19 protein-coding genes are annotated in these 23,237 nt (G+C 69.5%); 16 read left to right on the top strand and 3 right to left on the bottom strand.

The features are described from left to right. The first annotated feature begins 7 nt into the window (after positions 1-7). From ilvD to QN206_11090, 6 genes are all read left to right on the top strand, one after another. On the top strand, positions 8-1,711 hold the full coding sequence (ilvD, locus tag QN206_11065) for a dihydroxy-acid dehydratase (protein ID MDR7615346.1): 1,704 nt from the start codon (positions 8-10) through the stop codon (positions 1,709-1,711). Positions 1,712-1,738: 27 nt separating this feature from the next. Next, positions 1,739-2,473 carry an HAD hydrolase-like protein gene (locus tag QN206_11070; protein ID MDR7615347.1) on the top strand — a complete coding sequence of 245 codons (735 nt, stop codon included), beginning with the start codon at positions 1,739-1,741 and terminating at the stop codon, positions 2,471-2,473. A gap of 12 nt (positions 2,474-2,485) precedes the next feature. Further along, the gene (locus QN206_11075) at positions 2,486-3,634 is read left to right on the top strand and encodes an ABC transporter ATP-binding protein (GenBank protein ID MDR7615348.1); all 1,149 of its coding nucleotides are present in this window, start codon (positions 2,486-2,488) and stop codon (positions 3,632-3,634) included. A 69-nt stretch (positions 3,635-3,703) separates the two neighbouring features. Further along, entirely contained in the window at positions 3,704-4,729 is a 1,026-nt protein-coding gene (locus tag QN206_11080) for an extracellular solute-binding protein (protein MDR7615349.1), read from the top strand. After that, positions 4,730-6,463: an iron ABC transporter permease gene (locus QN206_11085; protein ID MDR7615350.1), complete on the top strand. Its 1,734-nt coding sequence runs from the start codon at positions 4,730-4,732 to the stop codon at positions 6,461-6,463. A 23-nt stretch (positions 6,464-6,486) separates the two neighbouring features. Further along, the gene (locus QN206_11090; GenBank protein ID MDR7615351.1) at positions 6,487-8,163 is read left to right on the top strand and encodes a thiamine pyrophosphate-binding protein; all 1,677 of its coding nucleotides are present in this window, start codon (positions 6,487-6,489) and stop codon (positions 8,161-8,163) included. Positions 8,164-8,593: 430 nt separating this feature from the next. Here QN206_11090 and QN206_11095 read toward each other — a convergent pair whose 3' ends face one another. After that, positions 8,594-10,441: a phosphodiester glycosidase family protein gene (locus QN206_11095; protein MDR7615352.1), complete on the bottom strand. Its 1,848-nt coding sequence runs from the start codon at positions 10,439-10,441 to the stop codon at positions 8,594-8,596. Between the two features lie 4 nt (positions 10,442-10,445). After that, entirely contained in the window at positions 10,446-11,036 is a 591-nt protein-coding gene (locus tag QN206_11100) for a hypothetical protein (protein MDR7615353.1), read from the bottom strand. A 204-nt stretch (positions 11,037-11,240) separates the two neighbouring features. Here QN206_11100 and QN206_11105 point away from each other — a divergent pair, with 204 nt between their 5' ends. Continuing rightward, complete coding sequence (locus QN206_11105; GenBank protein ID MDR7615354.1) at positions 11,241-11,810, top strand: helix-turn-helix domain-containing protein; 570 nt, start codon at positions 11,241-11,243, stop codon at positions 11,808-11,810. Between the two features lie 150 nt (positions 11,811-11,960). Here the strand turns inward: QN206_11105 and QN206_11110 are convergent, their stop codons facing one another. Beyond that, the gene (locus QN206_11110; protein MDR7615355.1) at positions 11,961-12,437 is read right to left on the bottom strand and encodes a DUF402 domain-containing protein; all 477 of its coding nucleotides are present in this window, start codon (positions 12,435-12,437) and stop codon (positions 11,961-11,963) included. 140 nt (positions 12,438-12,577) lie between these two features. Here QN206_11110 and raiA point away from each other — a divergent pair, with 140 nt between their 5' ends. The 9 genes from raiA (at position 12,578) to QN206_11155 (ending at position 23,212) form a co-directional block, all read left to right on the top strand. Beyond that, on the top strand, positions 12,578-13,141 hold the full coding sequence (raiA, locus tag QN206_11115; protein ID MDR7615356.1) for a ribosome-associated translation inhibitor RaiA: 564 nt from the start codon (positions 12,578-12,580) through the stop codon (positions 13,139-13,141). Continuing rightward, positions 13,138-14,163 carry a DUF3048 domain-containing protein gene (locus QN206_11120; protein MDR7615357.1) on the top strand — a complete coding sequence of 342 codons (1,026 nt, stop codon included), beginning with the start codon at positions 13,138-13,140 and terminating at the stop codon, positions 14,161-14,163. The genes raiA and QN206_11120 overlap by 4 nt, the downstream gene beginning before the upstream one ends. 53 nt (positions 14,164-14,216) lie before the next feature. Further along, entirely contained in the window at positions 14,217-16,880 is a 2,664-nt protein-coding gene (gene secA / locus QN206_11125; GenBank protein ID MDR7615358.1) for a preprotein translocase subunit SecA, read from the top strand. A 72-nt stretch (positions 16,881-16,952) separates the two neighbouring features. Beyond that, positions 16,953-18,078, top strand: a protein-coding gene (prfB, locus tag QN206_11130) for a peptide chain release factor 2 (protein MDR7615359.1) whose coding sequence is annotated in 2 segments (ribosomal slippage) — positions 16,953-17,033 and positions 17,035-18,078 — 1,125 coding nt in all. Because the reading frame shifts where the segments join, the coding sequence is not laid out codon by codon here. 3 nt (positions 18,079-18,081) lie between these two features. Next, on the top strand, positions 18,082-20,106 hold the full coding sequence (locus QN206_11135; GenBank protein ID MDR7615360.1) for a DUF5693 family protein: 2,025 nt from the start codon (positions 18,082-18,084) through the stop codon (positions 20,104-20,106). 3 nt (positions 20,107-20,109) lie between these two features. Further along, complete coding sequence (csaB, locus tag QN206_11140; GenBank protein MDR7615361.1) at positions 20,110-21,156, top strand: polysaccharide pyruvyl transferase CsaB; 1,047 nt, start codon at positions 20,110-20,112, stop codon at positions 21,154-21,156. A gap of 6 nt (positions 21,157-21,162) precedes the next feature. Continuing rightward, complete coding sequence (locus QN206_11145; protein MDR7615362.1) at positions 21,163-21,933, top strand: WecB/TagA/CpsF family glycosyltransferase; 771 nt, start codon at positions 21,163-21,165, stop codon at positions 21,931-21,933. A 4-nt stretch (positions 21,934-21,937) separates the two neighbouring features. Continuing rightward, a complete protein-coding gene (locus tag QN206_11150) occupies positions 21,938-22,240 on the top strand; it encodes a stage V sporulation protein S (protein ID MDR7615363.1) in 303 nt (100 codons plus the stop codon). 30 nt (positions 22,241-22,270) lie between these two features. Further along, on the top strand, positions 22,271-23,212 hold the full coding sequence (locus QN206_11155) for a ribose-phosphate pyrophosphokinase (protein MDR7615364.1): 942 nt from the start codon (positions 22,271-22,273) through the stop codon (positions 23,210-23,212). Positions 23,213-23,237 lie beyond the last annotated feature (25 nt).

A 23,237-nucleotide genomic window follows, 5' to 3' on the forward strand; every position in this document is an offset into this window, starting at 1 on the left:
GTGGATGGTGGACCGAGCGGGACGTCGAGAGGAAGGCCTGCGGAGGCGGTGGCGGAGCTGCCTTGCGGAGGAATCCCCGCGGTGGGCGGTGCGGCGGGCGCACTGGCGGGCCATGGGGCTCACGGAGGAGGATCTGGAACGGCCCAAGATCGCCATCGTCAACAGCTCCTCGGAACTGGCCATGTGCTTCCGGCACCTGGACGGGATTGCGGCGCGGCTCAAGGAGATCATCCGGGCGGCGGGAGGGGTACCCTTCGAGATCCGGACCGCGGCCCCCGCGGACTTCATCACCAGCGCCGGGCACGGGGGAGGATATGTGCTCAGCGCCCGGGACCTCATCGTGAACGACATCGAGGTCGCGGTGGAGGGGGCCCTCCTGGACGGCATGATCTGCCTCTCGTCCTGTGACAAGACGGTTCCCGCCCACCTCATGGCCGCCGCCCGGCTGAACCTTCCGACCCTCATCGTGGCCTGCGGGTACCAGCCCAGCGGCGAATACAAGGGAAGAGCCGTGGACATCGAGGACGTGTTCCTGCACGCTTCCGGCGCGGCCGCGGGAGCCTGCGATCTCCGAGAGGTGTGGGAGATGGCGGACCGGGCCATCCAGGGGCCCGGCGTGTGCCCGGGCATGGGCACCGCGAACTCCATGCACATGGCCTGCGAGGCCCTGGGGATGGCATTGCCCGGAAGCACACCGGTGCTCGCGAATGGTCCCCGGATGTGGGGAGTGGTGGAGGAGGCCGGCCAGCGCATCGTGGAGCTGGTGGTGGAGGACGTGCGGCCCCGCTCAATCCTCCGCCCCGAAGCGTTCGCCAACGCGGTCACGGTGATGCTGGCAGTGGGGGCGAGCATCAACGTGGTGAAGCACCTTCAGGCGGTGGCGCGGGAAGCCCGCTGCCCGGTGGACATCTACGAGCTCTTCGCGCAGTATGAGGAGAAGGTGCCCCTCCTGGTGGCGGTCCGGCCGAACGGCGAACACCGCATCGAGGATCTGGAAGAGGCCGGGGGGACCCTGGCGGTCCTGAAGCGGCTGGAGCCCCTGCTGGCCGCGGACGTTCCCACCGTGGCGGGACGGACGCTCCGGGAAATCCTCCGGGACGTGCGGGTGGGCCGGGAGGAGGTGGTCCGTCCCCTGGACCGACCCTGGCGGAGGCGGGGAACCATCGTGATCCTGAGGGGCTCCCTCGCCCCCCAGGGGGCCATCGTACGGCTGGGATCCGCGCAGGACGGGTCGACACGTTTCTCCGGGCCGGCCAAGGTCTACGACTCGCAGGAGCGAGCCCTGGAGGGGTTGCGGAGGGGAGAGGTGGGTCCGGGACAGGTGGTGGTGATCCGGGGGATGGGCCCCCGGGGCAGACCCGGCATGGGGATGGTCTCCGCGTTCGCCTTTGCCCTGGACCGGGCCGGGCTCAGCGGGCGGGTCGCGATGGTCAGCGACGGACAGGTGTCCGGTCTGCTCAACCGCGGGCTCGTGGTGGCGGAGGTTTCCCCGGAGGCCGCAGAAGGGGGTCCTCTCGCGTGGGTGGAGGACGGGGATCGGATCGTCATCGATCTCGAGGCGCGCCGGGTGGATCTGGAGGTGCCCCCGGAGGTGCTCGAGGCCCGGCGGCAGGCCCGTCCCTGGGAAAGCCCGGTGGAGGAGCACGGATGGTTGGAGATTTACCGGAGGCTCGTACGTCCCCTGCGGGACGGCGCCATCCTGGTGGAGTAAATCCACCGAAGAACAGGAGGGGAGGAGATGGCTACAGGACGCTGGCCGAGGGCCATTTTCTACGATTCGAAGACCACCCTGTTCGACTGGGCGTGGAGCTGGCGAGAGGCCGCGCAGCGCATCGCGGCCAAGTACGGCGGCGGCGTGGACGTGGACGAGTTCACGGAGGACTGGATCGTGATGTTCGAGGGGTTCCAGCGCCGGGCGGCCTTCACCCGGTACGCGGATCTCACGAATCACATCCGGGACGGGCTGCGGTACGCCTACCGGCTGCACGGGATCCGGGGGAACCCGGATGAGGACGTGAAGATCTTTTTGGAGCTGCAGGAACGGGTGGAGCCGTTCCCGGAGGTGCTGGAGGAACTCCAGCGGCAGCGGGATCTGGGAGTGAAGATCCTCATCTTCTCGGACGTGGAGACGAAATACATCGAGATGTACGTGAGCAAGCTCCGGGGGTTCCGGCCGGATTTCGTGGGGAGCACGGAGCAGGCCCGGGTGCACAAGCCGAATCCCCGGGTGTACTTCTGGGTTCTCCGGCAGGTGGGCCTGGAGCCCCGGGATGTCCTCTACTGCGCCGCGCCCCAGTTCGACGTGCAGGGCGCCATCGCCTGCGGGATGAAGGCCGCGTGGCTCCGGCGGGCGCACGGACGACTGGGACGCCGGAACGTGACCTTCGAGGCGGGGGATGTCCCCGCGGATTACGAGATCGAGGATCTCCGGCAGCTCACGCGCATCGTGGAGATGAACCTCCGGCTGTCGTGAGGAGGTGGGGGCATGCAGGTGGAGACGGTCCGGACCCCGCACGGGGAGACGGAAGGGGGGCCGGGTCGGGTGCAGATCCGGCTGGAGGGCGTGACCCGGCGGTTCGGGAGCGTGACCGCGGTGGATCGGGTCACCCTGGAGGTGGCCAAGGGGGAGTTCGTGACCCTGCTGGGCCCGAGCGGCTGCGGGAAGACCACCACCCTGCGCATCATCGCGGGACTGGAGGAGGCGGATGAGGGCCGGGTGTACATCGGGGGCCGGCTGGTGAGCGACCCGCACGTGGGGATCTTCGTCCCCCCCGAACGGCGGTCCGTGGGGATGGTGTTCCAGTCGTACGCGGTGTGGCCGCACATGACGGTGTTCGGGAACGTGGCCTTCCCCCTCCGGGTGCGGCGCTGGCCCGCGGAGGCCATCCGGCGGCGGGTCACGGAGGTCCTGCAGCTCGTGGGCCTCCAGCACCTGATGGATCGTCCGGCCACCGCCTTGAGCGGCGGTCAGCAGCAGCGGGTAGCCATCGCCCGGGCCATCGTGTACGAGCCCGAGGTCCTCCTGATGGACGAACCCCTGAGCAACCTGGACGCGAAGCTGCGGGAGGAGATGCGCAATGAGCTGCGGGCCCTGCAGCGCCGGCTGGGCATGACCACCGTGTACGTCACCCACGATCAGGAGGAGGCCATGGTGCTCTCGGATCGGGTGGTGGTGATGCACGCGGGCCGGGTCCTCCAGGTGGGTACTCCGGAGGAGATCTATCTGCAGCCCGCGGACGCCACGGTGGCGGAGTTCCTGGGTTCCCCGACCCTGCTGGACGCCACCGTGCGGGGGAGCGAGGGAAGCCCGGACGGGGTCCTGGTGGAGGTGGAAGGGGTGGGGTGGCGTGGCTGGTGCAGGGCCCGGGAGCCGATCCCCGCGGGCACCCGGGTGAAGGTGTGCGTGCGGGGGGAGGACCTGGAGGTGCGCCGGGATCCGAAAGCCGACGGAGGGGCGTCCTGGCGGGGGCGAGTGGAGCAGAGCCGTTTCCGGGGGCAGTCCCGGCTCCTGGTGATCCGAGGCGAAGCGGGGGTGTTCCGGGTGGAGGTCCCCAAGACGGAGCGGTTCGAGGAAGGAGAGTCCGTGTGGGTGGTGGCCCAGGTGGGCCGTCTCCTGGCCTTTCCCATCCGTTAGGATGCCGAAGGAGGTGGTGCGATGCGCATGCCGCGGAAGGGGAGCGGTTGGTCTCGGGAGGGAGTACTGTTGTCCGCGCTCGCGATTTGTCTGCTGGCGGCCCTCGCGGGGTGGAGCTCGCCCGCGGATGGTTGGTCGCAGGTGGTGGAGGCGGCCCGGCGGGAAAACCAGCTCGTGCTCTACGATGGCCACGGGGGGGCCATCCCCACCATCCAGTTCGCGGCGGAGCGCTTCCAGCGGAGGTACGGGATCCGGGTGGAAGTGAGCGTCATGCGGGCCAGCGAGGCGGTGGAGCGGGTACGCATCGAGCAGCGTGCGGGCCGGCCCGTGGCGGACCTCGTGACCGTGGGGTCCACCACCGCCTGGCAGATGAAGAACCTGGATCGGACCCTGCAGCCCCTGGGCCCCCTTCCGAGCGGGAGGAAGGTTTCAGCTCAGATCCGCCTCCAGATGGAGGCGTGGGGGATCGGGGACGTGATGCTCACGGAAGCCGTACAGCTCTACGGGATCCTCGTCAACACGCAGCTCGTGCCGCCGCAGGAGGAGCCCAGGAGCTGGATGGACCTGTTGGATCCGAGGTGGCGGGGCAAGCTCATCACGGATGACCCCCGGGCTCCTGGGGGAGGCTTCGTGTTCTTCGCCGCCACATACAAGCAGCTGGGTCGGCGATACCACGAGGCCCTGGCCGCCCAACGGCCGTTCCTGACCCGGGCCATCGCGGAGGCCGCGAACCGGGTGGCCCGGGGAGAGTTCGCCCTCATGTACCCCTTCGCCCTGGGGCTCTTCCCCCGGGTCCGGGACCTCCCCAACGTGAAGGTGGTCATCCCGCGGGAGGGCGCGCCCTACGTCTTCCAGGGAGTCTCCATGCCCCAGACCGTGCGGCACCCGAACGCGGCACGGCTGTTCGCGGAGTTCCTCCTCTCGGAGGAGGTGCAAAAGCAGCTGGCGCGGGACTACCTCCTGCCCGCGGTGGCCGGCACCCTCCTGCAGGCGCCTCCGGAGGTTCGGACCCTCCTGCGGGCCAGGCTGTGGGACACCACGGATCCACCCCGGGCGGAAGAGCAACTGAAGGCGGCCGCGGAGATCTACCGGTAGATGGTCGGCGCGCAGGTCTGGCGTCCTGAGATCCCCGGTGTACGGGCGTCCCTCCGGCGGGAGGGAACGGCGGTCCTGCTCCTGTTGGGTCTCGGCCTCTTGGTGGTCTACCCCACCGCGTTCCTGATCTACGGAAGCCTCTACAGCGCGCCCCCCGGGGATCCCGGAACCTTGACCGCGCAGGGGTATCGGGCCCTGGGGTCCGGGGAGAACCTCCGGATCCTACTGGAGACGTTCGGGTTCGCGCTCGCGGGGTCGGGTACGGGGCTCGTGCTTGGGCTTCTGTTGGGATGGGTGGTGGCGAGGACAGACGTCCCCGGTGCGGCCCTGTGGGAAGCCCTATTCACCCTCCCCCTCTTCATCCCTCCCGTGTTGATGGCGGCGGCCTGGGGGATGCTGGCGGCCCCGCGGGCGGGCCTGCTGAACGCCGCTTTCCGGACGCTCTTCGGCGGGGAAGGTCCCTTCAACGTCTACTCCGCGGGTGGCCTGGTGTGGTACCTGGTTCAGTACAGTGCCGCCTTCCAGCTCGGCGTGATCACGGGGCCCCTCCGGGCCTTCGACGCCACCCTGGAGGACGCGGGCAGGGTGTGCGGGGCATCCCGGGGACGCGTTTTCTGGTCCGTGGTCTTGCCCGTGATGTATCCCGTGGTCTCCAACGCGTTCCTGTATTCCTTCGTGCGGGGCTTTGAGTCCTTCGAGGGACCGCTGCTGCTGGGCCTCCCCGCGGGCATCCGCATGCTGGCCACCCAGATCTACGAGGTGATCCACCAACGACACCGGCCCGACTACCCCCTGGCCACCGCCATGGGGGTGGTGGCGCTGCTGCTCACCGCCCCTCTGGTCTGGGTCCAGTGGCGGCTGCAACGGCGGGGGAGCTTCGCGAGCATCACCGGGCGCGGATACATCCCCAAACCCGTGCGGCTCCGGCGGTGGCGCTGGGTGGCCTTCGGTGGGTGCCTCCTGTACGCCCTGCTCGTGGTGGGTCTGCCCGTGGGGCAGCTCGTCCTCGGCAGCTTCTTGCGGTTCTTCGGCCTGTACGGCGCGAATGCCTGGACGCTCCAGCACTACCAGCGGGTGCTGCGCGACCCCTTCGTCCTGGGAGCCCTCCGCAACACCCTCCTGCTGGGCGCGGTGGGCGCCACCCTGGCCGTGCTGCTGGGCGCCGCGGTGGCGTACGTCTCGGTGCGGGGCCGGACCGCGGGATGGGTACGGGCCGGGGTGAACCTGCTCAGCTGGCTCCCCCTCCTGATGCCCGGGGTGGTTCTGGGGATCGCGTTCCTGTGGGCATACGCGTTTCTCCCCCGTTCCATCTCCCTTTACGGCACCGTGTGGGCCCTGCTGTTCGCCTACGTGACCCTGTGCCTTCCCGTGGCTTCCCGGGTCAACGCGGGAGCCTTCGCACAGGTGTCCGGTGAGCTGGAGGAGTGCGCCCGGGTGTGTGGGGCGAGCGGGTGGCGGACCTTCTGGAGCGTGGTGGCAAGGCTGGTGTGGCCCTCCGTGGCGGTGGGATGGATCCTCAGCTTCGTGCTCATCGTGCGGGAGGTGAGTGCCTCCATCATGCTGGCCGCTCCCGGCGCCCAGGTGCTTTCCGTGAGCATCGTGTATCTCTGGGGTCAGGGCCGTTTGGAAGAGGTGTGCGTGGTGGCCGTCCTCATGCTGGTCCCGGTATTCCTCGGGAGGTACTTGGTGGGCCGGCTGCAGCGGGCCGAGCTGCAGCACGGGAGCGCGGGCTGAAAGGGGGTGATGGGATGCGTGCTATGGAGGCGAGGCAGGCGAGGGCCGCTCACGCGTTGCTGGCTGCCCTTCGGGCCCGGGGGGTCCGGTTCCTCTTTGGCCTGCCGGGCAGCACGGAGGCCGCGGTGCTGGATGCCCTGCGGGAAGCGCCGGACATCCGGTACGTCCTGACCCTGCAGGAGGGGATCGCGGTGGCCATGGCGGATGGCTACGCCCGGGCGAGCGGGCAGGCGGGCGTGGTGAACCTGCACACCACGGTGGGAACCCTGGCGGGTCTCAGCCTGCTGTACAACGCGTGGCGGGATCGGGTTCCTGTAGTGGTCCTGGCGTGCCACAAGGATACCCGGATCCTGGGGCGCGGCGGGTTCACCACGCTCCCGGACACCACGGCCCTGGTGCGCCCCCTGGCGAAGTGGGCACACCAGACCCTGAATCCGGAGCAGGTGGGGGAAGACGTGGAGCGGGCCTTTCAACAGGCCTTGGCTTGGCCCCGGGGCCCCGCCTACGTGATCGTGCCGGAAAACCTGCTCGCCGCGCCGGTTTTCGTGGATCCTCCCCGTCCCGCGCCGGTCCCGTCCCCGCCCCGGCCGCACCCAGAAGCGGTACGGGAGGTCGTGGACTGCCTGAGCCGGTCGGAGCGGGCCGTGCTGGTGGTGGGGACGGAGGTGGCCCGTGGGGGGGCGGTGGAGGTGGCGGTGCAGCTCGCGCATGCCCTGGAACTCCCCGTCCTGTGGGAGTCGCGGCGCACCCTGCTCGAACCGCCGTATCCCGTGGAGGACCCGCACTTCGTGGGAATGTACGACCCCCGCCATCCTGCCGTGGCGGAGGCGGAGGTGCTGGTGGTCGTGGGAGCCACCCTCTTCGTGGAGTTCGCTCCCCCTCCCGCTCCGGAGATCCCGCCTCGGGTTTTCCTCGTTCACGTGCACCCCGACGCCGCGGAGCTGGGCCGCCTGTATCCTCCGAATCTCGCGGTGCAGGCGGAAGCGGGGCTGTTCTTAAAAGATCTGCTGGAGGCGGTGCGCGCGGAAGGGAGGTCCCTCGGAGATCCGGGGGCCCTCCGGCGGGCGTGGGTGGCGGAGCTGCGGGCACGGTGGGAGGCCCAGCGGGCAGAGCGGCGCCGGCGCGAAGCCGACCGCCGGCCCCTCTCCGCCTTCCAGGTGGGCGAGACCCTGGGGCGGGTCCTTCCCAGGGAGACAGTGGTGGTGGAGGAGGCCGTCCGCTCGTGTTGGGCCTTTCTGGACGGGTTCCCCGTGCGATTGGGCGGGCTGTTCCGGACCGCCGGCGGATCGCTCGGGTGGGGAGTTCCCGCGGCCCTGGGGGTGCAGATGGCGCTGCCGGGTCGGCCCGTGGTGGCCGTGGTGGGAGATGGGAGCCTGCACTTCACGCCCCAAGCCCTGTGGACGGGGGTCCAGCAGGGACTGCCGGTGCTCGTGGTGGTCCTCAACAACCGCAAGTACCTGGCGGTGGAGGCCGGCCTGCGGGAGCTTCTGAAGACCCGGGAGGCCCTTCCGTCAACCCCCGGGATCGAGCTCCCGGGCATTGACCACGCGACGGTGGCGCAGGGCTACGGCGCAGGGGGTGTCCGGGTGGAGGACCCGGATGCGCTCGGAGACGTGGTGGATCACGCGTTCCGCAGATCCCGGGAGGAAGGGCGGCCGTACCTTGTGGACGTGCCCGTCCGGGAGGAGTGGGGAGGGTAGCGAGGAGGCCGGGACGCCCTCAAGGGATCCGTAAGGCCCGCGCGGCTGGACGGTGAACCGGAACCTCCCCCGGGCCACGTACCCATCGTCTGCGGAGACCGCAGTCCATCGGACCGTGTAGGCTCCCGGACCCAGGCGGCCCACCCGGACCACCAGGGTCCGCCGATCCAGATCTCCGAGGTCCACCCCTCCTCTAGCCACCACGCGGCCTCGGGCATCCACGACCTCCAAGCGGCTGGCGGAGGGATCCAGTTCTTCGTTGAACCAGGCGCGGACCACCCGAGGTGGAGCGGGGAGCACGGCCCCGTCCGATGGATTGGATCGGACCAGCCGGGCATGGGAGAATCCCGGGCCGACGCTGGCTGCCAGGAGCAGGAACACCAGGAAGGCCCGTTTTCCGAGCCGTCTCATCCGGTGCCTCAACCGGGTCCTATGGCGGGAGCAACAGGAGGGCGTCGCTCACGGGCCGCTCTCCCGTCTCGTCGGAGGGCCGGTTCACCACCTGGCCGTGAACCACAAGGGTGGTGGAACCGCCGCCATCCAGGTTCAAGGCCTCCACGGCCCCGAGCCGGCGCATCTCCATAGCGAGTTCCGGGATGGTCATTCCTAGGCCATGCTCGGGCGCCCGCCCGTCCACCACGAGGAGGATCACGGTGCCATCCGGGGTCACCCCTACCGCGGTTCGCGGATGCCTCCGGTAAAGGAACGCCTCGGGAAACCCCTCGGAATCAGGGATCGGCTGACCGCGGGCCAGCAGCCTCGGACCCCCGCACAGGATATCCCGCACCCGCTGCCAGCGGGGATCCCCGGAGGAGGGTTCCACGCGGATCTGCACGTGCACGGGATCGCCGGGTCGGAGCCTCGCGAGAACCTCCGCGGGAAGGCCGTGGCCGGAGAGGACGAACCCCTCAGGAGGGACCGAGGCAGGCGGGATTGCCCGTACCTCCTGGACCATCCCGCCGGAAACCACAACTTCTATCCCCCCCGGTCGGGTCCGGAGGGGCGAGCCGAGCCGCGGGGTAAACAGGACCACCTCTTCGGATCCCCGCGGGCGGTTGACTCCTTGGATCGGGACAGTCCCCCAGGGGGTTACCGCCTCCGCCTTCCAGTTCAGGATGTCGAACACCACCTCCTCCGTCTCCGTGATCCCAAGGCACGAACGACCGGGAAGGGGCTCGCTCACCCACTCTCTCCCGATCATCACCCCCCCGAGGGGGTCTCCGTCCGGGGCAAAGTACCCACCGTTCACCGCGGCCACCGCGCCGAATCGCCGGGCGATCGACGAGGTTCGCTCCCGTCCGGCCACCCGATCTTGGGCGAGGGCCACCCGCAGCCTTCCGCTTCCCCTGGTGAGCCGGAGGACGGCCATCCACTGGGGTCCGGGGAGGGACTCGAAGTCCCGCAGGGTGGAGACGACCCACGTGGGATGGCCTTCCTCCGCGAGCTGGGCGCGCAGGGGTTCCGCCTCCCAACGGCTTCCGTACGCTCCAACCCGCACCTTGTACAGCCCGTCCAGGAGATCTACGAAAACCGGGAGCCCCCGCTTCCGGATCTCCTGGGCTAAGCGATGGGCGTTCTGCGGGGACGCGAAGGCTCCGATCTGCACCCGCCAGATGGGCGGAGTCCGGAGGGATCCCCGTTTCTCCACCGCCAGCAAAACCCCGGGCCTGAGGAAACGGTGCGTGTGCAGACGTGTACCGTTCTCCAGGGCCTGTAGGTAGCTCCAGATCAGGAGGGCCCCTTCTTTCCGGGTGACATGAGCCCGAGGCCGGAATCTCCGGGAGGAGGGGTCCGGGAGGAGAGGGGGACGGCTCAGGTAGGCCACCGCCACCGCGCCCCGGTGAAGGGGGGAGAGCCCCTCGAGGTCCTCAAACGGGAGGGGATGATCCGAGAGGGCAGCTGCCTCCCATGCGTGCCCCAGGGCCCGCACCGTCCACAGGATCGCGTCCTGCCGGGTGAGGGGAGCGTACGGTCGGAACAGTCCCCGCTCGTTGAGGATCCCGTGGGCCATGGCCGCGTGCACGAAGGGCACAAGCCCCTGGGGGACGTCCGGAAACGGCAGGGGGATCGAGGAGTCCAGGGGGAGTCCCTTGGCCCGCACCAGCCACCGCACGAACTCTCCTCGCAAGACGGGGCGGCGGTCTCCACCCGGCACAGACTCCAGAACCCCCCGCTCCACGAGGGCGGTCAGGGGGTCTGGGATCCGGGAAGCACTGAAACCTGGGAAGGCCACCGTCCCGAGGGCGAGGGCCAGCGCGAGCGCCTCTGGGGCCCGCATGAGGCTAGCGGATCTCCAGGGATTCCACCAGGATCTCAAGTTCCTCGAACAGGATGCGGAGCTCGTAGTGGCCCACGGGGACCTGGAAGAGGGCGAACTGCCCGGATTCGTCCACCGGAGCCGAGAAGGAGGCCGACAGCGAGGAGAGGATCGCCTCCCCCCGTCGGGGTCTCTCCTGACCTCCAAGGATTCCGAACACGGATCTGCAGGCCGGGTTTTGGAGATCCTGGGCCACCTCCACCGTGAGCGTGTACTCCTCCCCCGCATACGTGGTCCGGGAGGAGGAGTCGGCTCCCCGGAGGGCAAAGGCCGCAAGAAGCGGCGGGGCGGGGCGTAAGGTGAGCGCTCGGCGGGGAGCCCCGTGGACCCCTCCCCCGAGAAGGGCCTCCAGCCATCGGAGCTCCTCCTGGCAGCGGGGGCAGGTGATCAGGTGATCCTGGACCTCCGGGGCTTGGAGGAGTCCAAGCCGCCACTCCCCCAACCGCTCCGGAGGGGGACAGTGAAGGCGGTACAGCCGCCGTCGGAGGATGCCCTCTAGGGGATCCGGAGGTTGCGTGGGCTCCGTCGGGCGCTTGGGCATGCGTCCCCGCTTCATGAACGGTCCTGCTATCCGAGTTTCGAGCTCAATCCTCAGGATCCTGCGGGCCTGGCAAGGAAGTTGCTGCAATTCCGGCTACGAACCGTACGCAAACATCAGACCGCCAAATTGCTCGTTCATACCAAACAAAATTATCGATTGATTCGATGGCACAGTCGGTAAACCCGAGCAGAATGATAGAATTAACTTTAGGAGAGGACGATGGGCCGGTTGGTTTCGGAGGTTCTGCGCACGTTTGGATTGCGGGTTCACGAGGCCCGCACGTCCGCGGGCCTCTCGCAGAGGGCGCTCGCCCGGCTGCTGGGGCTCCGGAGTGCCGTGGCGGTGGGCGACTGGGAACGGCAGAAGGCCTTTCCCAAGTTCCTCACCTTCCTCCGGCTGTGCGAGGTCCTCAATCGGCCTCCCGCGTACTTCCTGGAGGGCTACACGGAGGCCCCGGCGCAGGAGGGAACGGTGGAGGCGCTGGAGCGCCTGGAGGCCAAGCTGCACCAGCGTCACCTGGAGCTCATCCACCGGCTGGAGCAGTTGCCCGCGGAGATCAGCGGGTGCATCCCTCCCGACGAAATCCTCTCCTTCCTGGAGAAGATGGACTTCGAGCGGGACGTGCTCCCGCACCTTCCCCTCGATCTCCGCGGCGCCCTCCGGGCCCGGAAGCTCCCTCCCGAGTTCGAGGAGGCCGCGTACAGCATCGCCCGCAACGCCGCTTGGCACGCCTGGGAGGTGACCCGCGAAGGGGTCCGGGAGTGGGTCCGGAAGCGAAGAAGGGGATGAAAGACGTCAGCGGCCGCGCTTCCAAAGTGACCTCGGTCGGTTCCCCGGCCTCGACCCCTCTGGATCGCTTGCCGCTGACGTCTTCCTTTTACCACAGATCCACCGTGGAGAGCAATGGGGATCGTGTGTTCGCCAGAAGAGTTCCGTCCTCTAGGGGAGGAGCAGGCGACGCGTGGCGGTGGTCACCTCTTCCACGATGGAGGGCCAACGGTTGAGAACCTCGGCCAGGGCCTGTCGGGCCCTGGTTCTCAGGGGTTCTGGGAGATCCTCCATCTCCTCCTCGTCCAGTACCTTCGGCTCGGCGCCCGGCCGGATAAGCACGTCCACCGCGAGGTCAAGCCAGGCGATGCGATCCGCCTCCAGGTGCACCTCCCCACTCAGGTTGATGTAGCACCCGATGGATTCCCCGTGCGGCGTGATCCAGTGGTAGACGTTGTAGGGGCGGTCTGCCCAGAAATGGCCGTAGGTGACCGTGCCGGATTCCAGCGGGAGGTCGTCCACCTGCCGGGGGTGCGTGATCACGTATCGGAGCACCACGTGGGCTCCCTCCCGGAGAACCAGCTCACACCGGAACACCTCCTCCCGACCGTCCGGCCGCCGCTTGATCTCCAGAAACGGGGCTCCCATGATGCCGGCCCCCGGTCTCTTCGACGTTCCGGGCGCGGACTCCTAGTACAATGGGGATACCCGGACTCATCCCCGGGCCTTCGGAGAAAGCCGGGGTTGCCGGAGATGGCGGGAGGGAGATCCATCAGTGGGAGTGTCCGATGAACATCGTCCTCACAGCCAAGAACGTGACCCTCAATGAACACCTGCGCCGATATGCGACGAGGAAGATCGAACGGCTGAGCCGGTTCTTCGACCACGTTCAGGAGGCGAAGGTGGTCCTGCGGACCGGCCGGGACAGGAACCAGGGACACGAATCCCTCGTGGAGGTCACGGTATACGGCGACGGGTTTGTGCTGCGGGGAGAGGAGGCCGCCCCGGACTTTTTCGCGGCCGTGGACCTGGTGGCCGAGAAGCTGGAACGGCAGATCCAGAAAGTGCGGGACCGTTGGATCCATAAGCGCCGTCTGGACGAGGCCCGCCGGCAGCGCCAGGAGGAGGCGGAGGCGGCCCGGGAGCGGGAGGCCGAGGGCTTGTCGGAAAGCCTCCCTCGGATCGTGCGCCGCAAGCAGCTCCCCACCAAACCCATGACGGAGGAGGAGGCCGTCATCCAGATGGAGCTGCTGGGCCACAGCTTCTTCGTGTACCGGGACGCGGGCACGGGGAGCGTTCGGGTGCTGTACCGCCGGCGGGACGGCCAGCTGGGCCTCCTCGAGGTGGAATGAGACGGATGGCGTGGGCCTGTGCGTGGGCCGTGATCCTCGCGGGATGCACGGTCCGGCCCGATCTCTCCCGCCTGCCGCCCCTGCGCCTGCGGGCGCCCGGGGAGATGCTCCGGCAGGTGGAGGCGGGCCGCACCCTCTCCGGGAGTCTTGCCACCGCCTGCGCCTCCAGCCCCGGCCGGCGGTTGGTGGGGGTGGTGGTGGACAACGATCCGCATGCGCGCCCGCAGAGCGGGCTGAGCTTTGCGTGCCTCGTCTACGAGATCCCCACGGAGGCCCGGATCCCCCGGCTCCTCGCGGTGTTCAACGGCCAGGAGCCGGCCCGGGTGGGGCCCGTGCGCAGCGTGCGGCCCGCGTTTTTGGAGATCGCCCAGGAGCTGGACGCCGTGGTGGCCCACGCGGGGCAGAGCCTTCCCGCCTTCCAGTGGATCCGTGCCCACCGCTATCCCGTGATCAACGAGTTCTGGACCCCACAGCCCTTCTGGCGCACCCGGGACCGTCGTATGCCCCACAACCTCTACGGATCCGTCCCCCGGATCCGGGAGGCCATGCGGCGCCGAGGCTACGAGCGTCCCACGGAGCCGCTGCGTCCCGCGTCCCTCTCCTACATCGACCCCCAGGGTCCTCCCGCAGGCCACATCCGGATCGGGTTTTCGGCCCCCTTCCGCGCGGAGTTCACCTATCGGGATGGCCGCTACCTGCGTGCCACGGGAGGCCGACCGCACCTGGATGCCCTTACGGGGAGACCGGCCTTCGCCCGGGCCGTGATCGTGCAGTTCGTGCCGTGGCGGGGATGGCGGTCCGGGAAGGTGGACGTCTCGGAAGTCGGAGTGGTGGGGGAGGGTCGGGCCCTGGTGTTCGCCTACGGGCAGGTGGTGGAGGGTCGCTGGCACAAGCCCTCCGAGGCCTCCCTCACGGCCTTCACGGACGCTCAGGGCCGGGGTCTCCGACTCCCATCCGGCCCCGTCTGGGTGGTCCTGGCCCCCCTCGGCACCCTCGTGACCTACGCCCCCGCGGGGCCCTGAGGGGAACCCTGGCTCGGGAGCGCCGGTTTATACTGCTGGAGGAGAGTGCGTCCATGCTGAAGACCCTGGCGAAGCTGTTCGGACGGGGGGAGGAAGCGGCGGTCCGCCGTTACCTTCCCGTGGTGCAGCGCATCAACGAGCTGGAGCCCCAGTTCGAACGCCTCTCGGACGAGGCCCTGCGGGCGAAGACGGAGGAGTTCCGGGCCCGGCTTCGGGAAGGGGAGACCCTGGACGCCCTCCTCCCGGAGGCCTTCGCCGCGGTGCGGGAAGCGAGCAAGCGCACCATCGGTCTGAGGCATTTCGACGTCCAGCTCATCGGCGGGATCGTGCTTCACGAGGGCAAGGTGGCGGAAATGAAGACCGGCGAGGGGAAGACCCTGGTGGCCACCCTGCCCGTCTACCTCAACGCCCTCCTGGGCCGGGGGGTGCACGTGGTGACGGTGAACGACTACCTGAGCCGCCGGGACGCGGGCTGGATGGGACCCATCTACCACGCCCTGGGGCTGCGGGTGGCGTCCATCGCACACGACTTCAGTGGCCTCTATGATCCAGCCTACCAGGATCCGAAGCCCCACGCGGACGACCGCCTGAACCACTTCCGGCCCATCTCCCGCCGGGAGGCTTACCTCGCGGACATCACCTACGGCACCAACAACGAGTTCGGGTTCGATTACCTCCGGGACAACATGGCCCTGCGCCCGGAGGACATCGTGCAGCGGGAGCTCTACTACGCCATCGTGGACGAGGTGGACTTCATCCTCATCGACGAGGCCCGTACCCCCCTCATCATCTCCGGACAGGTGGAGGAGTCCACCCGCAAGTACTACGAGTTCGCCCGCCTGGTCCGTCGGCTGCGGCCCGGCGAGGATTACACCGTGGACGAGAAGCTGAAGACCGCGACCCTGACGGAGACCGGGATTCGGCGGGTGGAACAGATGCTGGGGGTGGACAATCTCACGGACCCGGAGCACCTGGACCTCATGCACCACATCCATCAGGCCCTGCGGGCCCATGCCTGCTACAAGCGGGATGTGGACTACGTGGTGAAGGACGGGCAAGTGATCATCGTGGACGAGTTCACGGGCCGGCTCATGTTCGGCCGGCGGTATGCGGACGGACTGCACCAGGCCATCGAGGCGAAGGAGGGCGTACGGATCGAGCGGGAGACCCAGACCTTGGCCACCATCACCCTCCAGAACTACTTCCGGATGTACGAGAAGCTGGCGGGCATGACGGGAACCGCGAAGACGGAGGAGGAGGAGCTCCGGAAGATCTATGGCCTGGAGGTGGTGGTGATCCCCACCCACAAGCCCATGATCCGGGTGGACTACCCGGATCTCGTGTTCAAGACGGAGGCGGCCAAGTGGCGGGCCGTGGTCCGGGAAATCCAGGAGTGCTACCAGAAGGGCCGTCCCGTCCTGGTGGGCACCCGGTCCATCGAGAAGAGCGAGATGCTGTCCCGGATGCTCCGGCAGGAGGGGATCCCGCACCAGGTGCTCAACGCCAAGTATCACGAGAGGGAGGCAGAGATCATCGCGCAGGCCGGGCGCCTCGGGGCCGTGACCATCGCCACCAACATGGCGGGCCGCGGGGTGGACATCCTCCTGGGCGGCAATCCTCCGGATCCGGAGGAGGCGGAGAAGGTCCGGCAGCTGGGTGGGCTGCACGTGATCGGGACGGAGCGGCACGAGGCCCGGCGCATCGACAACCAGCTGCGGGGCCGCTCCGGCCGCCAGGGTGATCCCGGCAGCAGCCGCTTCTACGTCTCCGCGGAGGATGAGCTGCTGCGCCTCTTCGGGGGGGAGCGCATCGCGGCCGTCATGGACCGGTTCCGCATCGACGAGGACACGCCCATCGAGAGTCCGCTGCTCACCCGGCAGATCGAGGCCGCGCAGAAGCGGGTGGAGCAGTACCACTTCGACATCCGCAAGCACCTCCTGGAGTACGACGATGTCATGAACGTCCAGCGGCAGACCATTTACCGGGAACGCCGCAAGGTGCTCTTCGGCGAGAACCTCCGGGAGAACGTGCTGGACATGATGGAGCGGGTGGTGGGGGAGGTGGTGGAGGCCTACTGCCCCGCCTCCCTCCCGCGGGAGGAGTGGGATCTGGAGGGAATGCTCCAGGAGCTCGCGCAGCTCGCGCCCGTGCCGGAGGTGCTGGCCATTTCCCCCCAGGACCTCGTGGGCCGGCCCCCGGAGGAGATCCGGCAGATCCTCACCGCGGCCGTGCTGCGGGCCTACGAGGCCAAGGAGGAGGCGGTGGGACCGGAGGTGATGCGGGAGGTGGAGCGGGTGGTGCTCCTCTCCCACATCGACCGCAAGTGGATCGACCACCTGTACGCCATGGACGAGCTGCGGGAGGGGATCGGCCTAAGGGCCTACGGGCAGGTGAGCCCGCTGGTGGAGTACCAGCGGGAGGCATACGAAATGTTCCAGCAGATGCTGCGGGCCATCCAGGTGGACACCGTCCGGGACCTCCTCCGGGTTCGGGTGGAGCGGGAAATCCCCCGTGCCCTCCGGCCCGTGGCCCGGGTCACCGGTCAGGCGGGCCCGGACGCGGATCGCGTCCTGGGAGCCCTGGCGACCTCCCCGGACAGCCCCGCCGCCTCTCCCAAGCCCCAGCCCGTGGTGGTGGGCGCCAAGGTGGGCCGCAACGACCCCTGCCCCTGCGGCAGCGGCAGGAAGTACAAGAAGTGCTGCGGCCGGGAATCCTGACCCCCTCGCCCCGGTTTTCGGTTTTGCGGTGATCCCGCAACGGATACCATGGTCGTGAAGAGGTGAGAAGGGATGACGTATGCCACCGTGGACGAGCTGCGGGCCCGGGTCGGTGAGGACCTGGCGCGACTCCGGGAAATCGGAGGGCACCTTTGACCTGGATCGCATCCGGCGCCGCATCCAGGAACTGGAGGAGGCGGGTGCCCGGCCCGAGGTGTGGTCGGATCCGGTCCGGGCCCGGGAGGTGGGTCGGGAGCTGGGGCGCCTCCGCTCGCAGCTCGTGGCCTTCGAGACCCTGGAGCGAGGCCTGGAGGACCTGGAGGAGTTGCTGACCCGAGGCCCGGAGGACCCGGAGGAGCTCGACCTCCTGCGGGAGGAGGCGGAGGCCCTGCACGCCCGCCTGGAGCGTCTGGAGATCGAGACCCTGCTCTCGGGTGAACACGACCCGTCCAACGCCATCCTCTCGGTCCATGCGGGCGCGGGCGGTACGGATTCCCAGGACTGGGCGGAGATGCTCCTGCGGATGTACCTGCGGTGGGCTGCCTCCAAGGGCTACGACTCCCAGGTGGTGGACCTCTCTCCCGGCGAGGAGGCGGGGATCAAGAGCGCCACGGTGATGGTGCGGGGGCCGTATGCCTACGGATACCTGAAGGCGGAGCGGGGGACGCATCGCCTTGTGCGCATCTCGCCCTTCGATGCCGCCCACCGGCGCCACACCTCCTTCGCCCTGGTGGAGGTGCTGCCGGAAGTGGAGCCCATCGAGGTGGACATCCGACCGGAGGAACTCCGGGTGGAGACCTTCCGGGCGCGGGGGGCGGGAGGCCAGAACGTGAACAAGGTGGAGACCGCGGTCCGCATCACGCACCTGCCCACGGGGATCGTGGTGCAGTGCCAGAACGAGCGCAGCCAGCACGCCAACCGGGAGACGGCCCTGCGCCTCTTGGCCGCCCGTCTGTACGAGCACTACCGGCGGGAGCAGGAAAAGAAACTGCAGCAGCTGCGGGGAGAGTACCGGGAGGCCTCCTGGGGGAACCAGATCCGGTCGTACGTGCTGCACCCCTACACCCTGGTGAAGGATCACCGCACGGGCATGGAGACGGGGAACGTGCAGGCGGTGCTCGAGGGCGAGCTGGACCCCTTCATCTACGCGTACCTCCGGGCTCAGGCGGCCGCGAACCGGGTGCGGGCGGGAGGGTAGCGGGTGCGGGTGCTCGCGCTCCTGACCCTGCTCGGGATCCTAGCCTCCCTAGCGGTGGCCTGGGAGCGTCACGGGGTGGAGGCCTCCTACCGCACCGTGGAAGTGGTGGCGGACTCCGAGAGCTGGCAGCTTCTGGCCCGACGGGAGGGCGTGGAGGAAGTCGAGCTCTGGCGGGCCCTGCGGGAGGCCGGGGTGACCAGCGTGGCGGTATACGAGCAGACGCTGAGGCGCCTGCAGGATGCGGGGCGCATCGCGGTCCTGGACGGCCCGGAGCTGCGTGCGCAGGCACGGAGCGGGCGCCTCCCATCTGCCCTGGTCCCCCTGACCCGCCGGCCGGACGTCCTGCGGGCCGTGTACGCCCTGCCCCTCGATCCGGAAGCGGCCGCCCTGGTGGTGCAGGGCTTCCGGAACGCCCTGGGGGACCACCGGGTCCGTGCCGTGCTCCGGGATCCCCCCGTGTACGAGGTCCTCGGGTGGCGCAAGGACCTGGAGGAGATCGGGCTTGGGTTTTCGCCCGCGGAGGTCCGGCGCTGGGAGCAGAGGGGGTTTCGGGTGGTCCTCCGCCCCCGGAACGTGCGGACCCTGGACGCGGAACGCCTGCGAGAAAGGGTCCGGGCGTACGGGAGAGTGGGGCGCGGTCTCACCTTCATCTTCGAGGGCGTAGAGGTCCTGGGATACGAACGCCTGATCCCGCAGGCCGCGGAGGCGCTCCGGGAGATGGGGGGAATCTACGGCCGGGTGGAGGTCCTCGCCGCGGCCCGCCGGATGCGGGGGGAACAGGCCCTGGCAACCCGCATGAGGCCCCGGGTGGTCCGGGTGTTCAGCATCGGGCAGGATGAGCTCGACCGCATGGATCCGGAGACGGCCCGGGATCGGTTCCGGCGCGCGGTCCGGGAGCGCAACCTCCGGATCCTCTACGTCCGGCCCTTCCATTCGGTCCCCGGAGGGGTGGATCCCGTGGCGTACAACCTCCGCTACGTCCGCGAGGTCGTCGCGGACCTGCGGGCCGCCGGTTTCCGGCTCGGTCCTGCACCCCCTCTCCCCGTGCCGCGGCTTCCGCGCTTCCTCCTGTACGGATCGGTCCTGGGAGCCCTCAGCGCGGGCATCCTGTTCGTAGGGGCCCTGACCCGCAACGCCCTTTCCCCCATTCCGGCGGTGGTCCTGGCAGGCGTGGGAGGGGTGGTCCTGCTGGGGCTGGGCCAGATCTCCGAGGTGTGGATGCGGAAACTGGTGTCCTTGCTCGGGGCGGTGGTCATCCCGCCCCTCGCGGTCCACGCGGGCATCCCCCGGGGCGCGTCCCGGACGCTTGGCGGGGGCCGCGTGCTGTTGGAAGCCGGGGCCCGGCTGTGGCTCATCTCCCTGGGATCCACCGCGGGAGGATTTCTGGTGGCCGCGCTGCTCACGGACTGGCCCTTCCTAATGGCGTTCGAGGTCTTCTTCGGGGTGAAGATCGCCGCCATCCTCCCCCTGATCCTGGTCCTGCTGCTGGAACTCGCGGAGCACAAGGCCCCCTCGGGGGATCCTCCGTGGCAGAGGCTGTGGCGGGCCCTGGACCGGCCCCTCTCCCTCCGAACGGCTTTGGCCCTGGTGGTGCTGGGAAGCGCGGGCCTGCTGTTGCTGCTGCGCACCGGCAACGTGAGCCTGCCCATGCTGAGCCTGGAAGAGCGGTTGCGAACCGCGCTGGAGGAGACCCTGGTGGCCCGGCCCCGCACGAAGGAGTACTTGGTGGGCCACCCCGCGCTGCTCCTGGGCATCGCTGCGTATCTCGTGGGCGCGCCACGGTGGGGCCTGCCCCTGGTCGTCGCGGGAACCATCGGGCAGGCGGGACTCGTGAACTCCTTCGCCCACCTCCACACCCCGGTCCTCTACACCGTGTGGCGCACCGCCAACGGCCTCGTGCTGGGGACCCTGGTCGGCACGGTGGCGTGGACGGTAGGGTGGATCCTCCTCAGGACCCAGGGGCTTCTCCCGGCTCCCGGGCACCCCACGGTTCCGCGGGCCGCGATCCGCGAAGAGATCTCCCCCTAGCCCATGCGGGCGGTGGTCCTGGGCTACTACGGCTTCGGCAACGTGGGAGATGAGGCGGTGCTGTGGGCCATGCGCCAGCACCTGCAGGAGGTCCTTCCAGGCCTCCGTCTCTGTGTGCTCTCCGCGGATCCCGAGGCCACGGCCGCCCTGCACGGCACGGAGAGCGTCTCGCGCACGGATCTCAAAAGGGTGCGGCGGGCCATGCGGGAGAGTACGGTGATCCTGAGCGGCGGGGGCAGCCTCTTCCAGGACGCCACCAGCTGGCGGAGTCCGCTCTACTACGGGTGGTTGCACGAGCTCGCCGCCCGAGAGCGCCGGCCTCTGGTGGTGTATGCACAGGGTGTAGGGCCTCTCCGGCGGAGCCTCAGCCGGTGGGTGACCCGGCGGGCCATGCAGCACGCCGCGCGCCTCACGGTGCGGGACGCCCTCTCCGCCCGGCTCCTGGCGGGGCTCGGCGTGCGGGCCCCCGTCGAGGTGGTGTGCGACCCCGTGCTCGGATTGCCCTTCCCCGAACCCATAGACCGTTCCCCGTGGGTCGGCGTCTCCCTCCGCCCCTGGCCGGGGATGTCCCTGGACCCCGTCCTGGAGACCACCGGAAGGATTCGGGAGCAGATCGGAGTCCCGGTCCGGGTGGTGTGCTTCCACGAGACCCGGGATCGGGAGGTGAACGAGGCGGTGGCCCACCGGGTGCGGGCGGAGGAGCTCGTGGTGGTCCGGACGCCCCAGGAGGCCTGGCGGGCGTTCTGCGGCGCGGGCCTCGTGGTGGCCATGCGGCTTCATGCTCTCCTCTTCGCGGCTCTGGCGGGTGCCGTCCCCGTGGGCATCGCGTACGATCCGAAGGTCCAGGCCCTCGCGGACTACCTTCCCGGCGTGGAGGTGGTTTCCTTGGAGGACCTCCGCCGCGGCGCTCTGCAGGCGGCCGTGGAACGCGCGTGGGCGGCTCGGGAGTCCAAGGTGAGGCAATTGCGGAGGGCCATTTCTTCGCTCTCGGACCGGGCGCGGGCACCGGCCCGGACGGTCGCTGCCCTGGTGGGCGGCGTGCCCTCGTAGGGACGGATGGACGGGCGGGTTTGGATCCTCGGGGTTCCCTTCGATCCCGTGGATCTGAGGGGCGCGGTGGAGGCGTGCGTCCGCATGGTGGCGGATGGACGTCCACACCTGGCGGTCACCGCCAATCCCGAGGCGGTGGTCCGGGCTCAGGACGATCCGGAGTTTGCGGAGGTGCTCCGGCGGGCGGACCTGGTGGTCGCCGACGGGATCGGTGTGGTCTGGGCGTCCCGACGGCTGGGGCGTCCGCTTCCGGTGCGGGTCCCCGGCATCGAGCTCATGGAGGCCCTGTGTGCCCGTGCGGCGCACGAGGGGCTGCGGGTGTTCCTCCTGGGCGGCTCGGAGGGGGTGGCGGAGCAGGCGGCCCAAACCCTGATGCGGCGCCACCCAGGCCTATGCATCGCGGGCACCCACCACGGGTACTTCACGGAGGACGAACCGGTGGTGGATCGGATCGCGGGCGCCCGCGCGGACCTGCTGTTCGCGGGGATGGGGATGCCCCGACAGGAGAAGTGGTTGAGCCGCCATCTCTCGGACCTGGGGGTGAGGCTGGCCATGGGGGTAGGCGGGAGCCTGGATGTGCTCGCGGGCCGGGTCCGGCGGGCACCGGGCTTCGTGCAGCGGGTGCACCTGGAGTGGCTGTACCGGCTCCTGCGGGAGCCCCGCCGGTGGCGCCGCCAGCTCGCCCTGGTGCGCTTCGTCTGGGCGGTCCTCCGGACGGGAGAGGAGAAGATCGGGGGAGGGCGGAATACAAACACGCGACATGGCGCACGGGGGTGAACCGGTGCCGGAGGTACTGAAGGTCTCTGCGGAATCGAACCCGAAGGCGGTGGCCGGCGCCATCGCGGCGATCCTGCGGGAGCACGGATCCGTGGAACTGCAGGCGATCGGAGCCGGTGCCGTGAACCAGGCGGTGAAGGCCATCGCGATCGCACGGGGGTTCGTGGCCCCCAACGGCCTGGAGATCGTGGTGGTCCCCGCCTTCACCAAGGTCCTCATCAACGGGGAGGAGCGAACCGCCATCCGGTTCCTGGTGGAGGCAAGACGGGCGGGACGGGGGACTGCCCCTCCCGCGGATCGCGCGTAGAGCCGCCGCGGCGTGGTAGGATCGGTAGGGATGGACTACGGGCCCCTGAAGGTCTTCTCGGGAACCGCGAACCCCGGTCTTGCCCAGGAGATCGTGGACTATCTGGAGATCCCCCTCGGCAGGGTCTACATCCGGCGGTTCGCGGACGGGGAGATCTATGTGCGGTACGAGGAGAACGCCCGCGGGGTCGATGCCTTCGTGGTCCAGCCCCTGTGCCATCCGGTGAACGAGAACCTGGTGGAGCTTTTGATCATGATCGATGCCCTCCGCCGGGCCAGTGCGGGCCGGATCACCGCGGTGATCCCGTATTACGCGTACGCACGTCAGGACCGGAAGTCTGCTCCCCGGGAGCCCATCTCCGCGCGCCTGGTGGCGGATCTCCTCACGGTGGCGGGGATCCATCGGGTACTCACCATGGACCTGGACGCGGACCAGATCGAGGGCTTCTTCACCGTGCCCGTGGACCACCTGCGGGCCCTGCCCCTCTTCGCGGAGGCCCTCCGGCAGCGGCAGATCCCGGATGGCGTGGTGGTGGCACCGGATGACGGAGCGGTGAAGCAGGCCAAGCGCCTCGCGGATCGTCTGGGCCTGCCCCTGGCGGTGGTCTTCCAGCGCAGGGCCGAGGGCGGCAAGACCCCGGTCCAGCTGGTGGGGGAGGTCGAAGGACGCACCCCCATCCTCATCGACCGGATGGTCGCCACCGCGGAGACGGTGGAGGTGGCGGTGGAGGCCCTGCTACGGGCGGGAGCGCGGCCGGAGGTGTACGTGTGCGCCACGCATCCCGTCCTGACCCCGGGAGCCCTTGACCGGCTCGCCCGTCCGGAGATCCGCGAGCTCCTGGTGACGAACACCATCCCGGTAAGCGAGGAGAGACGGCTGCCGAACGTCACGGTGCTCTCCGCGGCGCCCCTGCTGGCGGAGGCCATCCGCCGCATCCACGCCGATCAGTCCGTGAGCGCCCTGTTCACGTAATCTGGCTTGTCCCGGGAGGAGGAGG

The sequence above is a fragment of the Armatimonadota bacterium genome, from assembly GCA_031460175.1.
Lineage (GTDB): Bacteria > Sysuimicrobiota > Sysuimicrobiia > Sysuimicrobiales > Sysuimicrobiaceae > Sysuimicrobium > Sysuimicrobium tengchongense.

What these genes read in the sequence shown, in the direction of transcription:
- secA (MDR7615358.1), top strand. Translation starts at nt 14,217, where the DNA reads ATGCTGAAGACCCTGGCGAAGCTGTTCGGACGGGGGGAGGAAGCGGCG.
- QN206_11145 (MDR7615362.1), top strand. Translation starts at nt 21,163, where the DNA reads ATGGACGGGCGGGTTTGGATCCTCGGGGTTCCCTTCGATCCCGTGGAT.
- csaB (MDR7615361.1), top strand. Translation starts at nt 20,110, where the DNA reads ATGCGGGCGGTGGTCCTGGGCTACTACGGCTTCGGCAACGTGGGAGAT.
- QN206_11110 (MDR7615355.1), bottom strand. Translation starts at nt 12,437, where the DNA reads ATGGGAGCCCCGTTTCTGGAGATCAAGCGGCGGCCGGACGGTCGGGAG.
- QN206_11075 (MDR7615348.1), top strand. Translation starts at nt 2,486, where the DNA reads ATGCAGGTGGAGACGGTCCGGACCCCGCACGGGGAGACGGAAGGGGGG.
- QN206_11090 (MDR7615351.1), top strand. Translation starts at nt 6,487, where the DNA reads ATGGAGGCGAGGCAGGCGAGGGCCGCTCACGCGTTGCTGGCTGCCCTT.
- QN206_11120 (MDR7615357.1), top strand. Translation starts at nt 13,138, where the DNA reads ATGAGACGGATGGCGTGGGCCTGTGCGTGGGCCGTGATCCTCGCGGGA.
- QN206_11100 (MDR7615353.1), bottom strand. Translation starts at nt 11,036, where the DNA reads ATGAAGCGGGGACGCATGCCCAAGCGCCCGACGGAGCCCACGCAACCT.
- QN206_11095 (MDR7615352.1), bottom strand. Translation starts at nt 10,441, where the DNA reads ATGCGGGCCCCAGAGGCGCTCGCGCTGGCCCTCGCCCTCGGGACGGTG.
- QN206_11105 (MDR7615354.1), top strand. Translation starts at nt 11,241, where the DNA reads ATGGGCCGGTTGGTTTCGGAGGTTCTGCGCACGTTTGGATTGCGGGTT.
- QN206_11085 (MDR7615350.1), top strand. Translation starts at nt 4,730, where the DNA reads ATGGTCGGCGCGCAGGTCTGGCGTCCTGAGATCCCCGGTGTACGGGCG.
- raiA (MDR7615356.1), top strand. Translation starts at nt 12,578, where the DNA reads ATGAACATCGTCCTCACAGCCAAGAACGTGACCCTCAATGAACACCTG.
- QN206_11070 (MDR7615347.1), top strand. Translation starts at nt 1,739, where the DNA reads ATGGCTACAGGACGCTGGCCGAGGGCCATTTTCTACGATTCGAAGACC.
- QN206_11155 (MDR7615364.1), top strand. Translation starts at nt 22,271, where the DNA reads ATGGACTACGGGCCCCTGAAGGTCTTCTCGGGAACCGCGAACCCCGGT.